The organism is Glutamicibacter sp. BW77 (genome assembly GCF_002332285.1).
Lineage (GTDB): Bacteria > Actinomycetota > Actinomycetes > Actinomycetales > Micrococcaceae > Glutamicibacter > Glutamicibacter bergerei.
In genome coordinates this window covers 274,474-288,425 of the sequence record NZ_NRGT01000073.1, presented here as the reverse complement: position 1 = coordinate 288,425, position 13,952 = coordinate 274,474, and the positions used below count along the sequence as shown (strand labels likewise).

Annotated in this window: 12 protein-coding genes and 3 tRNA genes; 2 read left to right on the top strand and 13 right to left on the bottom strand. The window is 54.3% G+C overall.

Annotated elements, in window-relative coordinates; translation table 11 throughout:
* Positions 1–50: 50 nt before the first annotated feature.
* From CIK74_RS19095 to rpsB, 5 genes are all read right to left on the bottom strand, one after another.
* Positions 51–1,550 (bottom strand): phosphatidate cytidylyltransferase, encoded by a 1,500-nt coding sequence (locus tag CIK74_RS19095; protein ID WP_240520547.1) that lies wholly within the window; start codon positions 1,548–1,550, stop codon positions 51–53.
* Complete coding sequence (gene frr, locus CIK74_RS13720; protein ID WP_096256744.1) at positions 1,550–2,107, bottom strand: ribosome recycling factor; 558 nt, start codon at positions 2,105–2,107, stop codon at positions 1,550–1,552. Before frr ends, CIK74_RS19095 begins: the two co-directional genes overlap by 1 nt.
* Before the next feature lie 114 nt (positions 2,108–2,221).
* Entirely contained in the window at positions 2,222–2,944 is a 723-nt protein-coding gene (gene pyrH, locus CIK74_RS13715; RefSeq protein WP_096256743.1) for a UMP kinase, read from the bottom strand.
* 170 nt (positions 2,945–3,114) lie between these two features.
* Positions 3,115–3,951 carry a translation elongation factor Ts gene (gene tsf, locus CIK74_RS13710; RefSeq protein WP_096256799.1) on the bottom strand — a complete coding sequence of 279 codons (837 nt, stop codon included), beginning with the start codon at positions 3,949–3,951 and terminating at the stop codon, positions 3,115–3,117.
* Positions 3,952–4,093: 142 nt separating this feature from the next.
* A complete protein-coding gene (gene rpsB, locus CIK74_RS13705; protein ID WP_096256742.1) occupies positions 4,094–4,972 on the bottom strand; it encodes a 30S ribosomal protein S2 in 879 nt (292 codons plus the stop codon).
* Between the two features lie 407 nt (positions 4,973–5,379).
* Between rpsB and CIK74_RS13700 the strand changes: the two genes are divergently transcribed.
* The gene (locus tag CIK74_RS13700) at positions 5,380–5,901 is read left to right on the top strand and encodes a M23 family metallopeptidase (RefSeq protein ID WP_096256798.1); all 522 of its coding nucleotides are present in this window, start codon (positions 5,380–5,382) and stop codon (positions 5,899–5,901) included.
* Between the two features lie 94 nt (positions 5,902–5,995).
* Here CIK74_RS13700 and CIK74_RS13695 read toward each other — a convergent pair.
* From CIK74_RS13695 to CIK74_RS13675, 5 genes are all read right to left on the bottom strand, one after another.
* Positions 5,996–6,069: transfer RNA gene (locus CIK74_RS13695), tRNA-Ile, on the bottom strand.
* A gap of 99 nt (positions 6,070–6,168) precedes the next feature.
* Positions 6,169–7,350: a glycosyltransferase gene (locus CIK74_RS13690; protein WP_096256741.1), complete on the bottom strand. Its 1,182-nt coding sequence runs from the start codon at positions 7,348–7,350 to the stop codon at positions 6,169–6,171.
* 53 nt (positions 7,351–7,403) lie between these two features.
* Positions 7,404–8,318, bottom strand: a complete 915-nt coding sequence (locus tag CIK74_RS13685) for a DMT family transporter (protein WP_096256740.1) — start codon at positions 8,316–8,318, stop codon at positions 7,404–7,406.
* Between the two features lie 91 nt (positions 8,319–8,409).
* Positions 8,410–9,249, bottom strand: a complete 840-nt coding sequence (locus CIK74_RS13680) for a phage holin family protein (protein WP_096256739.1) — start codon at positions 9,247–9,249, stop codon at positions 8,410–8,412.
* 532 nt (positions 9,250–9,781) lie between these two features.
* Positions 9,782–9,854, bottom strand: a tRNA-Asn gene (locus CIK74_RS13675).
* A gap of 269 nt (positions 9,855–10,123) precedes the next feature.
* On the opposite strand from CIK74_RS13675, the gene CIK74_RS13670 reads away from it, so the two are divergent.
* Positions 10,124–11,047 carry an isoprenylcysteine carboxylmethyltransferase family protein gene (locus CIK74_RS13670; protein ID WP_240520546.1) on the top strand — a complete coding sequence of 308 codons (924 nt, stop codon included), beginning with the start codon at positions 10,124–10,126 and terminating at the stop codon, positions 11,045–11,047.
* 54 nt (positions 11,048–11,101) lie between these two features.
* Here the strand turns inward: CIK74_RS13670 and CIK74_RS13665 are convergent.
* The 3 genes from CIK74_RS13665 to CIK74_RS13655 form a co-directional block, all read right to left on the bottom strand.
* A tRNA-Asn gene (locus tag CIK74_RS13665) sits at positions 11,102–11,174 on the bottom strand.
* An 82-nt stretch (positions 11,175–11,256) separates the two neighbouring features.
* Positions 11,257–12,342 (bottom strand): glycosyltransferase family 1 protein, encoded by a 1,086-nt coding sequence (locus tag CIK74_RS13660; RefSeq protein WP_096256738.1) that lies wholly within the window; start codon positions 12,340–12,342, stop codon positions 11,257–11,259.
* A 47-nt stretch (positions 12,343–12,389) separates the two neighbouring features.
* Positions 12,390–13,661, bottom strand: a complete 1,272-nt coding sequence (locus CIK74_RS13655; RefSeq protein ID WP_170947885.1) for an MFS transporter — start codon at positions 13,659–13,661, stop codon at positions 12,390–12,392.
* Positions 13,662–13,952 lie beyond the last annotated feature (291 nt).

The window sequence follows — 13,952 nt, the reverse complement described above, 5'->3', positions numbered from 1 at the left end:
TAGGCACACCGAATGGTGCAGATCCGTGTGCGGGTCCACACCATTCGGGTTTAGAAGACTGCGACGCTCCACTCCAAGAAGTGCGAGACAAGGTAGGCCAACGGGATAGCGAAGAGCAACGAATCGAGTCGATCCATAATGCCGCCGTGACCCGGCAACAGGTTACTCATATCCTTGATCCCCAGTTCACGCTTAACCATCGACTCGGCGAAGTCGCCAGTTGTCGCTGCGATGGTCGTGAAGCAAGCGAGAATGACACCAGACCACCAAGGCATGTCCAGCCAGTAGTTCGCGGCCAGCGCGCCAATGACCATGGAACCAACCATGGATCCGGCAAAGCCTTCCCAAGACTTCTTGGGAGAAATCTTTGGAGCCATAGGATGTTTACCGAAGAGCACGCCCACCGCGTAGCCAAAGGTGTCGTTACTGACCACAAGCAACAAAATGGTGGTAATCAGTAGGTTGCCGTTATCCCCGCGCATCACCAGCAAGGCGAAACTAAGTAGTAATGGCACCCAACTGATAATGAAGACACTGCTCATCACCGAGGCCACGGCGCCCTTGAGTCCATCCAAAATTCGGAAGACCAAAGCAAGGACCAGACTACCTAAGTAGGCAAAGCTCAACGCATCTAGTCCCCCGAGGATCGCGCTTACGGGAAGGAGCACAGAGGCCAGATACAGCGGGAACTGCTGCACCTCAGTTTTCGCATAGGTTGTCGCACGAGCGACTTCCCACGAGCCGATGCCCGCCAAGACCACGATGAGGGCAACCAGTAAGGCAGGTACCCAGAAAAGTCCCACCATGGCCAGGCCAAGCATGCCCAAACCTACGCCGATGGCAGCTGGCAGGTTTCGTCCCGCCCGCGACTTCTTCGGCGGTCCACCGATGAGCAGTTCGGCTGGAATCTCAGCTTCTTCAGGCTCGGCATGTCCAGTTTCGGCTAGGTCTTTGCTATCCGAGTGCGGCGGAGCCGGTTGAGCTTCTGCCGGTGACTTTGAAGCCTGAGTTTTTTCAACGGACCGTCCGGTGGCCGGTACCGGGGCGAGAAGTTGAGCTTTCGCCTCGGCCTTCGCCTTCGATTTGGACGCATCACTTGCCGGTGTCGGAGCCTGAACCGGCTCCGGCGTTGCTGACTGCTGCGTCTTTCCTACAGGCTTGGATGTACCTGGCGTATCAACCGGCGCCTTCACATTAGCCGGACGGATCACCGGCACCGGCTTTGGTGCGACGTGATCCATCGGCTTTGACTTTTCCCCTACCGGGATCTTTGCCTTGGCTTCTGCCTGAGGTTCGATACTTTTTGGGGTCGCCACAGGAGTTTGAGGCGGCACTGTCTCGGGGGTGTTCGGTGCTGAAGCCTGTGGCTGCACGCTCTCGGACTTCTCCCCCGACAAAGCACGCTTAAGTTTCGAGGCGCGGGAATTTCCGCGTTCGGCGGCTTCGCGCTGTGCGCGAGCTTCTCGCCGAGTCATAGGCTGGTTTTCGCCGGATGCCACTGAGGGCACCGCCGAAGCGTTGCCCTCAGTGTTGTCTGTCGAGCCTGGCATTAGACTTCCAGCAGCTCTGCTTCTTTTTTCTTCAGAATCTCATCGACCGAATCAACGTGTGACTTGGTCAGTGCGTCGAGTTCCTTTTCAGCGCGGCTGCCGTCATCTTCACCAATTTCGCCATCCTTGACGAACTTATCGATGCTGTCCTTGGCCTTGCGACGGTGGCTACGCACCGCAACCTTGGCATCTTCGCCCTTGGAGCGAGCCAGCTTGACGTATTCTTTACGACGTTCCTCGGTCAGTACCGGAAGCGTAACGCGAATCATCTTGCCATCGCTCGATGGGTTAGCACCGACCTCTGGGTCACCCAAGGCCTTTTCGATAGCTCGCATTGCGGAGATATCGAACGGGCTGATGGTGATGGTGCGTGCTTCAGGCACAGCAAAGGATGCCAGCTGCATCAGTGGGGTTGGGGAACCGTAGTAGTCCACCATGACCTTGGAATACATGCCTGGGTGGGCGCGACCGGTACGGATCGTCGCGAAGTCCTCCTTGGCGGCTTCAATGGTGCGGTCCATCTTTTCGGCGGCTTCCGCCAACGTTTCGTCAATCACCGGTACTCCTCAGTACTTTTACCTTGTGTTCCACGCTCCCCGACCCCCGCAGCACGGGCGATCCTAGGAGCGCAGAACAACTACATCTAATTCAATCCTATGTCACGAACACCCTTATGGGGTGACGGTGGTGCCAATCCGCTCGCCGCGAATGGCGCGGGCCACATTTCCTTCGCCTTCCATGCCGAAGACCAGCATGTTCAAGGCATTGTCTTGGCACATGGTCATAGCGGTCTGGTCCATCACGCGGATGTCGCGTTGTAGCGCCTCGGAGTAGGTCAGGGTGTCCAGCTTCTTAGCGTTTGGATCCTTCTTTGGGTCTGCGGTGTAGACACCATCTACGCCGCTCTTGGCCATCAGCACCTCGTCAGCATCAACTTCGAGGGCACGCTGAGCGGCCACGGTGTCGGTGGAGAAATATGGCAGGCCGGCGCCGGCACCGAAGATGACCACGCGGTCTTTTTCCATGTGGCGGATGGCGCGACGTGGAATGTAGTTCTCCGCCACCTGAGCCATGGCAATGGCGGACTGGACGCGAGTTTCTACTCCGCACTGTTCCAAGAAGTCCTGCAGCGCCAGACAGTTCATGACGGTGCCAAGCATGCCCATGTAGTCCGCGCGGGAGCGATCCATACCAGCGGCTGATAGCTCGGCGCCACGGAAGAAGTTTCCGCCACCGACAACGATGGCTACTTCTACTTCACCAACGGTCGCTGCAATCTGTTCTGCAATTCCGCGCACGGTGGTCGGGTCAACACCGACGTTACCTCCGCCGAAGACCTCTCCGGAAAGCTTTAGCAGGACGCGGCGTCGTTTAGTTTCTGGACTGGTAGGCATGGAATCTATCTCCTGAGGGTTGAGAATTCTATTTCCGGATCTCAAAACTATCTTGCCATCCGGGCTCAAGAAAAGGGAGGTGAGTCACCGAGTATGCTCGGTGGCTCACCTCCCTTATCTTGGTTAGCCGCCGTTCAACGGCGACTGTCGCTTACTGTGTGGCTGAACCCTTAGGCACCAACACGGAAACGTGCGAAGGCAACTGGCTTGGTGCCAGCTTCTTCGAAGACCTTGGCTACGGACTTCTTTGCGTCCTTAGCGAATGCCTGGTCAACCAATACGATTTCCTTGAAGAAGCCGGTCAAACGGCCTTCAACGATCTTGGTAAGGGCAGCTTCTGGCTTGCCCTCTGCGCGTGCGGTCTCATCAGCGATGCGACGCTCGTCAGCAACCTTGTCCGCAGGAACTTCTTCGCGGGACAGGTAGATTGGCGACATTGCTGCGGTGTGCACTGCAACATCGTGTGCAACGGTTGCTGCAGCTTCGCTGTCAGCGTCAACAGCCATCAAAACGCCAACCTGTGCTGGCAGGTCCTTGCTGGTCTTGTGCAGGTAAGCTGCAACCTTTGCACCCTCAATGCGGGCGACACGGCGGACAACGATCTTCTCGCCGAGGATTGCGCCCTCTTCGATAACGATCTCAGAAACAGGCTTGCCGTCTAGCTCGTAAGCCAACAGGGCTTCGGCATCTGCCGCGCCGGAAGCCACAGCGGCATCCAGAACCTTGTTTGCCAGCTCGATGAACTTCTCGTTCTTGGCGACGAAGTCGGTCTCGCAGTTGATCTCGACCATGACACCAACGGTGCCATCGACCTTAGCGGCGACAAGGCCTTCTGCGGTCGAACGGCCTTCGCGCTTGGTAGCGCCCTTCAGACCCTTGACGCGGATGATCTCGATGGCCTTCTCGGCATTGCCGTCAGCCTCGTCGAGAGCCTTCTTCACGTCCATCATGCCTGCGCCGGTACGTTCGCGCAGAGCCTTGATATCAGCAGCGGTGTAGTTTGCCACGTGCATCCCCGTTCACTAGGAGGTTTCAAGTTTATGTCGCTCGTGGGACGGGTCGGATAACCAACCCGTCCCACGAGACTTTTTGAGTATCCTTCCGCCCACGCTAGCGCGCGGAAGCAAACTCTAAGAGATAGTCAGATGACTACTTGGCTTCTGGAGCCTCTTCAGCAGCAGCCTCGGCTGGCGCTTCGGTTGCAGCCTCGGCAGGAGCCTCGGTTGCGGCTTCGGCAGGAGCCTCAGCCTTTGCCTTTGCCTTTTCGCCTTCGAGAAGCTCGCGCTCCCACTCAGCCATTGGCTCTGCTGCACCCTCGGTCTTGCCGGTTGCCTTGTTGTTCTTGGCGATGAGGCCTTCAGCAACGGCGTCTGCAACAACGCGGGTCAACAGGTTGACGGAGCGGATTGCGTCGTCGTTGCCTGGGATTGGGTAGGTTACTTCGTCTGGATCGCAGTTGGTGTCCAAGATGGCAACAACTGGGATGCCCAGCTTGCGAGCTTCGTCGATAGCCAAGTGTTCCTTCTTGGTGTCAACGATCCAGATAGCGGAAGGGGTACGGGTCAGGTTGCGGATACCACCGAGGTTGTTCTGCAGCTTGGTCAGCTCGCGCTTGAGCAGCAGAAGTTCCTTCTTGGTGTGGCCCGAACCGGCAACGTCCTCGAAGTTGATCTCTTCCAGTTCCTTCATGCGCTGAACGCGCTTGGAGACGGTCTGGAAGTTGGTCAGCATACCGCCGAGCCAACGCTGGTTCACGTATGGCTGGCCAACGCGGTTAGCCTGCTCAGCGATCGATTCCTGAGCCTGCTTCTTGGTACCGACGAACAGTACGGTGCCACCGTGGGCAACGGTCTGCTTGACGAACTCGTAAGCGCGGTCAATGAACGACAGCGACTGCTGCAGGTCAATGATGTAGATGCCGTTGCGCTCGGTGAAAATGAAGCGCTTCATCTTTGGGTTCCAACGACGGGTCTGGTGGCCGAAGTGGACGCCGCTGTCTAGCAGCTCTCGCATGGTTACGACTGGCATGTCGCAACTCCTCTCAGCAGTGGCGGACCGGACGCGTGCGCGTCCGCGGTAACTGCTCTTAGTTGTTTGGGTTGTACGCAGATTTTCATTTTGAATATCCGCCCTAGTGCGCGATCCTGACTGCTTAGCAGCCTGTCTAAGTCCACCGATTCTCTCGGACCACTGGAACTTATGACCACTTCCTCAAAAAGGATGTGGAACCTCGCACGCGAAGTCAATCCCTTGGGAGGTGAACCAATTTTGGACACACCTCTGACAAGAAACTGCAGTTTCAAGTGTACTACACCGACTTCGCTCCAGAGACCGTGATCTATGGTGATCTAGCGCCTAAAACCCGACCAACGAAGTTACCCACATCTTGCGGTCAATCACCAAAATTCCGCACCTCGTTGCCACAGGCTGAACTTATGAAACCCAAACGACTTTTATTGCTACTCCCGGCACTACTGATTCTGACTTTGGCCCCGCTGGGTGCCCGCGCAGAAACCACACAGAACTATGCGCAACCTGCAGCCGCAGCTCAGTGGCGCTGGCCGCTAGCCGGAGAGCCGAAGATCCTCAAGGCTTTTGATAAGCCGGCCGAGCAGTGGTCGGCCGGTCATCGTGGTGTGGATCTGGCGGCATCTGTTGGTAACCAAGTCGTTGCCCCGAATCGTGGACGTATCACCTTCCGGGGTGTGGTCGTTGACCGCCCCGTGGTTGTGATTGACCACGGATATGGGTTCAAGACCAGTTTGGAACCTGTGACCAGCGAGCTCTCGGTGGGTAGCTGGGTGGAATCTGGAGCCAAGCTCGGAACCGTGTCGACGGGTGCTCATTGCTCAAATCGCTGTATTCACTGGGGCGTCCGGTTAGATGGAGAATATATCGACCCAGCACTTCTCATCGAAGATTTGCGCCCCTCGATCTTGCTGCCGTTGAACGACTGAATGAGTGAAAACTATGGTTAAACCGTGATCTGAGATTTAAATAGAAGAACGCCGGGTCACTTGTTCATACAGGTGACCCGGCGTTTTCATACTGTAGGGCGTGTCGGACTTGAACCGACGACCAAGGAATTATGAGTTCCCTGCTCTAACCAACTGAGCTAACGCCCCACTATGAGAATTACCGCCGAAGCAGTAACCACACTCGAAATATTCTAGGGCATGACCAGCCAAAATCTCGATTCGAGGTCCTTGCGGCGTCGCCAAGTGCTAATGCGTAGTGACGCTCTGCCCACGATAGAGCGCTTCGAAGGAGTTCATGGTTTTCTCCTGCGCATGATTCATGACCTTTCGGTGCCCCGCAGATCCTAGGCGTTCACGTTCCTGAGGTTCGAGACTTAACACCTTGTCCAGCTTCTGCGCCAGATCTTCTCGGTTACCAGGTTCAAACATATAACCGTTCACACCGACGTCGACAAGGTGTGGCAACGCCATCGCGTTGGCTAGGATCACGGGCTTCGAGGCTGAAAGCGCTTCGAGCGTCACCAAGGACTGCAATTCCGCGGTTCCTGGTTGGCAGAAGACGTCACAGCGCAGATAAGCCTCGCGAAGCTCCTCTTCGCTGACATGCCCAAGGAATCGAACACGGTCACGCACACCTTTTTCATTGGCAATCTTCTCCAACAGTGAACGTTGCTCGCCACCGCCAACAACTTCGAGAATCGAGTTAGGTACCTGCTTCATCAATGCCAGGGCCTCGATTAGCTCGTTTACGTTTTTCTCGACGGCTAGTCGACCAACAAAAAGTATGGTTGGTGCTTCGTTGCGAACAATTTCTTCCTCGTTGCCCAGCTCATAGTTGCCAACTTCGATTCCATTGGATAAAGGCAGCACCTTCGTCAGCCCCGCGTGCTCCTTCATGGCTTTCGCAGCCAACGGAGTCGGAGTGGTCACCGCATCCGCTCTTCCGAAAATCTTCCCCATATCTCGCCACGAGTTGCGGGCAACGATCTTCTTAAACCACTTAGGAAAGGGTAAGAAAGGATCAAGATTCTCCGGCATAAAATGGTTCGTCGCGACGGCTCGCACCCCATGTTTACGTGCGTAAGCCAAGGTCTGCTGGCCAATCATGTAGTGGCTCTGCGCGTGCACGACGTCAGGTTTGATGTCTGCCAAGATCTTGTTGATTTGCGAATTAACTTCCCAAGGAAATGCGATACGGAAATACTCGTGGGTTGGTACCCCGTGTGATTGCAGTCGGTGCACGATGGCTTCGGGGCGAACCTCAGTGTAGGTCTTGCCCTTTTCGCCGCGTACCGCCAATACGTGCACTCGGTGTCCGCGTTCTTTCATGGCACTAGCCAATCGGTAGCAGAACATTGCCGCACCATTAATATCAGGCAGGTAAGTATCGGCGGCGATGACTATCGTCAGCGGTTTTTCCTCGGCCATGTATTGTCCTTGTTCGTTCAACATATTGTCTTGTGGAAGATTTTCTACTGCTTTTATGCATCTTTATGAGACATTTTTTGTGAATGTCTTGCTTTAGCTTTGCGTTCTAGAACATCCGGGTGGTGGCGAGATAACGCCACCACGCCGATGATGGCCAGCACGGCGGCTACCACCATCAAGATCGCCAACACCGCAGGAACATCTGGGCGAAGCTCTCCAAGAATAGAGATGCCGATGGCAATGCCGACCATCGGATCGATCACGGTCAGTCCGGCGATCACCAAATCTGGTGGCCCCTTCGAATAAGCCGTTTGTACAAAATATGACCCGAGTAAACCTGCCACTACCACTGCGGCCAGTGCAATCCACGGTAGCGACTTCCAATCTTGTACTTCGAAATTCAATATCGCAATCGCGATGGTGCGCACGAGCACCGCTACAAACCCAAAAAGTACGCCCGCCCCGACGATATAAAAGAAGGCTCCCAGTTTGTGCCGGAAGAGAAGCACAAGAATTCCAAAGAGCACAACCACGACGGCCAGAATCATCTCAATGAGTAATGCCTCGGCGTTATTTACAAGGTGCTGCTCGCCAGTGACGTTGATAGCCATCAAAACGAATGCGGCCGAACCGACCATGCAACTAATAATTGCCAGCACCGTCGGCCTGTTCATGGTGAGCTTGTGTTCTCGCGAATTCACCACGGTGGTTACCACCAGGGCAATAGCCCCAATGGGTTGCACCACGGTCAACGGGGCGCTTGCCAGAGCAAATACGTTAAGCACCATACCCAGCCCCAGCAAGAGCAACCCGCTCATCCACCGCCTGTTGCCCGCCAGCTTCCCCAAGTTTTTCAGGGTGAGCTCTAGCCCGCCCGAAGCTTTCCTCACCGCGCTCGATTGAAATTGAGCTCCAAAGGCAAGGCAAAAGGCACCGCATAGTGCCGCTGTAATAGCGATCCAAACCATGTCAGTGCCTTTCCCAAGAGTTCTTTATTGTCCGAGAGGTCATGCCGCCGGATGGCGTGAAGTCTGCGCGTCACCTCATCGGTTCAGGAACCTAGGAACGCTTGATCCACTTACGGATAATTGCAACAAGCGCAGCCGCCGAGGCAGCGATGATCGCGAAAGGCTTAGCTTTTTCTGCCCGTTCTTGGCCTGCCCGACCAGCCTCGTTATTTTCTCCGGTATTTGCGGAAGGTGTGACGAAGCTACGTGCCTTAGCAGCAGCGTTGGTCACTGATTCTCCGGCATTCTCGGCAAAATGACGTGCTTTATCCAATTTTGCTTTGGGACCCAGAACGCTCTGGCCCAAGTTGTCACGCAGTGCCTGAATCTGACGGCGGCGACGCTTGGTACGAAGAATCAGTTCGTCCGCGCTTGGAGCAGGAGGTTTAGGCTCCTTCTTCTTGTCCTTCGCGTCCTTGTCTTCCTCGTCCTTCTTACGCATAGGCTCATCCAAGGTGCTGACGTCAAAGTTGCTACCGTCCTTGAGCACACCAATATCGTGGCGGATGCCTCGAATTGCTGCATCAGGAGTCAGTGGCAAGGCCTTCTTGATCTTCAGGTACATCACTAGCGCCAGAATTAATGCCACGATCAGGAAGAACCCGGCAACTATCAATCCTGCGGCCCAGCCAAGGAACCAAATTTCTAAAACATTCACTAGAGTGACGACTACCGCAATCACGAATAGTAAAACAACGACGAGCGCGCCAGCGCCCAAACCCGCTGCCATGCCCAGGCTGATGCCTTTTTTCTTGAGCAGGGTGGTGCCAAGCTTGAGCTCGTCCGTCAGCTGCTGTGGGACAAGCTCTTTGAGTCCATCAACTTGAGCCTTGGCACTCTTCACGCTTGACTTCAGGCTTTCATCTGCTTGCGTCGATTCAGCTTCAGACATGGTTTCTCCATATTCTCGATCGCTCGGCAACCGGTGTTTCCACGCTAGCACCCCGGTTACCGTCTACGTATCAGTCTTCAGGCGTAAACCCCACAGCTCTATCTCATGCCACGGGTGTAAGTGTTAACGATTTGAAAGTCTATCGTCTATTCACTTGAGCTTATAGGAAGCGACCCAATCAATATGTGCGCTTCATTGTTCATAAGCTGTTCATGGCTAATCTGCAGACTAATCGTGTTGTAGAGAAGACAAGCTTTCACCCGATCAATACCTTCATCACGCTGAATGAAGGAAAGTATTAGTACTATTCCCATCAGTCGTCTCCACCTAGCAAGCGGATCAACCAAAACCCACGTGCACTGAAACTGGCGATTATCTAGTAAATATCCTAGCCAACTCGATATGGGCAGTGATATCCGGGTTCCCCCTGATTTTTTGCGGGAAAACCCTAGGCAGCCGAACTCTGAGCTACGCTGCAGCGTTAAGAAAAATAAAACCCCAACCGTTCGAAACGGTTGGGGTTTTACGAGAGCTCCTCCAACTGGACTTGAACCAGTAACCCTTCGATTAACAGTCGAATGCTCTGCCAATTGAGCTATGGAGGAATGCAACGTGTAATACCTTAGCACTGGCCAAGATGGGTTTTCAAATCGACCAACTTCTACGCTTGAAGACGTAAATAGCCCCGACGTTCAAGGGGTTCGGCAGCGATTTTGGACGTTTGGTTCCGCAACACCTCAGTAATTCACTTAGTGATGCGCAGCATAAAAAGAAACGATCATATAGGTCAAGAAGTTGCACCAGCCATGGTTCACCTAGGCTTGTCTCCATGTCTAACAGACTGGTGAACTCCTCAGCTACAAACGAACCACACTTGCAGCGCAATAATCAGTTAATGCTCGCCAGGACGTATTTCGCGGTTCAGGGGGTTGGCGGGTTGTTATGGTGGTTCGCGGTTTTCGTAAGCCCGACCGTCACCATGTTGACGCTTGGCGATCTGCCGCCGCTCTTATTGGCATGGTTCGACATCCCTTTGTTTGCTCTCGCCTCACTGCTAATCGCCTGCAATATACGTGCGGCATTATGGGTGGCGATACCGTGGACCTGGCTCATGACAGGGTTGATGCTTGTCTACGCCCTGATATCCACCAATGCCGGCTGGGGCGCCTTGATCATGCTGGCCGCAAGCTTTGCTTCCGGAGCAGCCGGTCTGGTCTTATGGTTCGGGCGGTTTCCCTCGCAGTGGTTTGCATCTGGCCCTTTTCGCTTCAGGACTGCACGATCCAAACGTACCCGAGCCCACATACGTCAGACCTTCGCCCAGCTACTTTGTTTTTGGTTTGTGTTCCTTGCGCTCTTTCCTTCGCTCATAATCTTTGCTGAACACCGATTCGCAGTGCACGTGAGCTTTGCTGACTGGGTTCGTTTGACTGGTTATGTCTTGCTCTTACTCGCCAGCGCGTTGGGTGTTTGGTCGGCAACCATTATGGCCAAATTGGGACAGGGCACTCCCCTGCCCTCTGCAATGCCACAGTATCTGGTGGTCCGTGGCCCTTACCGATATGTTCGCAATCCTATGGCGGTTGCAGGCATCGTACAGGGAGTCAGTGTAGGGCTGATCGCAAATTCATGGCTCATAATCCTCTATTCTTTGAGCGGCTCAATCATCTGGAATTTGATTGTACGCCCACTGGAGGAAAGGGACTTGGAAGAAAAGTTCGGTGAAAGTTTCACTCGCTACTGCGCAGAGGTTTCTTGCTGGTTGCCAAAGTTCAGACATACTTCAAAACGAGGATAAACAAAATCACCCTGTTGCTAGCTTTCACAAGCTGACAACAGGGTGATTCTTCGGCTCCTCCAACTGGACTTGAACCAGTAACCCTTCGATTAACAGTCGAATGCTCTGCCAATTGAGCTATGGAGGAATGCTACGAGAACAACCTTAGCACTAGCCAAGTCCCGTTTTGAAATCCACTCTTAGGTGCTGCTCCAGTTAATGCTTGAAGGCTAGTTTGTGGTCTTTGCTGAGTTGTTGATGGCAAACTGTGCCAGCTCAATCAACTGGTGCGCAGAGGTTTCCCATGAGTAGTGCGCGGCACGGCGCAGTGCACGCTCTGAGTACTTCCGCCATTCTTCTGGTGCTGAGAGCTGGTGCACCCGGTCTGCGAAGGCCTGGGCGCTATCGGGATGCGCGTAGAGCGCCGCGTCCTGAGCTACTTCTCTAAAAATGGGCATGTCGGTAACGACCACAGGTGTTCCCATGCTCATCGCTTCAACCAGTGGAAGACCGTAGCCCTCTTCGCGAGAAAGCGTCACCAGCGCGGTGCACTCGCCGAGCATCTTCGCATACTGCTCGTCGCTGACCCCATTGTGGAAGATTATTTGGGTACTATCAGGGGTTTTCGCTTCCAACTCCGCGCGACGCTCCGCGCTGATACCGCTAAGCAAATGCAGCTGATATTCAGGAAGCAAACTCATGGCTTGAATCAAGGTCTCGACATTTTTGTATTCCATGAACGAGCCCATATATAGCAACGTCTTGGCCGCGACACGATTTTGGTCACGAACAGAGGTTTGTGCCGAGGCGGCATTTGAAACTAAACCAATATGTCGTTTAGTCAACCGATGCTCTCGCATGAGTGTGGCCGTGGTATTTGAAACTGTCGCGACGGCGTCCGCGCGGTTCAGCAATAGTCGTTGAGGGAAGTAGACCTGATGAAACAGGAACCATCCCCATCGAATCGGGGCAGGCAAGAATTTTGGCGCATTCGGGTGCGAATAGTAGATCAGATCATGCAGGGTGAGGATTACCGGAAATTTTCGTCCCAGTGTTCCCATGGTCTGCATCGGGGAGAAAACCACGTCTGGTTGCAACTTATTAATCTGCAGGGCAACGAAGGGTTCTAGGACGCTGGTCGGACCGGAAATTTTTAGGTACGGGACCTCTGGCAGGAGTGCAAGCTGTCGCATGTCATTGATCAGCATCGTTACATCGGCAATTTTCGAGGTAGCCTCAATGAGTCCTGCGGTGTAACGGCTAATTCCATCGTGATGGGTGACCCTGGTATATCGGGCATCAATGACGAGTTTCACGGGCGTATTAGCCTTCTGTTGAGGACGTAGTACTCCAAGCCTATCGGTTACCGCCGGCGCACTTGCGCTACCTCGAGCTGCACTTTGCTGGGCCGAACAATCAAGTAACCGATGAGTCCTACGGCAATAGATAGTGGCCACAGCGCGAGCGCAGCCGGCAGCCCGAACGCTGAACCAATGGCGCCACCAGCCAAGCTTCCTATCGGAACCGCGCCAAAGGTAAACAACCGGCGAGCGCTACTAACCCTACCTAGCAGGTACTCGGGAGTAATATCAGCAACCCACGCAGTGACCGCGACGTTAAAAATGATCAAAGCAACGCCCCAAAATACTGATTGCACCGCGAGCAGGGTCATAGAAATTGCAGGAGTGGTAAAGGCCGCCAAAAATACCATTGTGGCCAACGCAAGTTTGATCATCATGGTGACCGTAGTCAGTTGGGTCGTACTGAAACGAACAGCGATCCGCGTGGCTAGTGCAGCTCCGAGTAGTCCCCCAGCACCGCCAAGACCAGCGAGGATACCAAAGCCGAAGGCTCCAAAGCCTAGATAGTTGATAATGAACAGCGCTTCAACCGCACTGCCTAAGGCCAAACCGAAGTTTGAGCACATCATTGCCAAAGTTACGGCGATCAATATTCGGTTATGGCGAAGGTATGTGAGGCCGGAGCGCCAATGGGTGTCGTGCTCGGCGTTCTGCCCCGTATCTTCCTCCCTCCGCTGGCCGTCTTGGCGAGGAAGTTTGACCAGACAGGCCAAACTCAGCGCGATCAGCGCCAAGACTGCGCTCACGGTCAAGAGTGCTGAGGCCCCGAGGAGAGTAAATGCGGTGCCTGCGGCCACTGGAACGATGATCGCCAAGGACTGATCCGCAGCCGTCAGCCGGGCGATCAATGCGCTGATGGAGCTGGAGCGCTGGGCACCCGAGACCGCATTGAGTTGTGGGACTGCGGAAACTTGAGCGGTTTCACCTACGACATTGCACATTCCCAGTATCGTCACCAGCAAAAATCCGTAGCCGATACTCAACGTGCCGGTGACGGTCAGCAGGAAAAGGCAAACGGTGAGCGCGACCTTCACTGCGAGTCCAATGCGCAACAGTCGCAAAGGTCGATAACGGTCCACCAAATAGCCGATGGGAATTGTCGCCACGAGGAAGGCCAGAGAACCCAAGGTGTTCAGAAGCCCCATTTGCCATGCGCTCGCACCCAAGGTGGTGACAAAAATGAGGTCCACAGTGAAATCCGCCAGTGAACGGCTGGCCGCATCACCTGCATTCGAATAAAGGAAACGACGCTCGCTTCGCACATTAGATTTCACCACAGCTCCTGAAAAAGTGTTAGGAAGCTCACCTGACCCGAGGTTGGCAACGATACCGCATTTCCTCTTAAGCGAATAAGAGTTTTGGTAGTTCACTAGTTCTTTTAGGTTGCATCTGATCCATAATTCTAAAAAACTTTCCCCCTCGGGCACTGAACCCACCCTGCCGAATTCTCGGTGTTTTTGAATTACCTCAACAGCGTCCACCGACCAGTCAAATACACACTGGGGTTGCAATACATTACTTACTTGTGATGTTAATAGTCTGCAGTTAGGGAAGACTAACCAAAC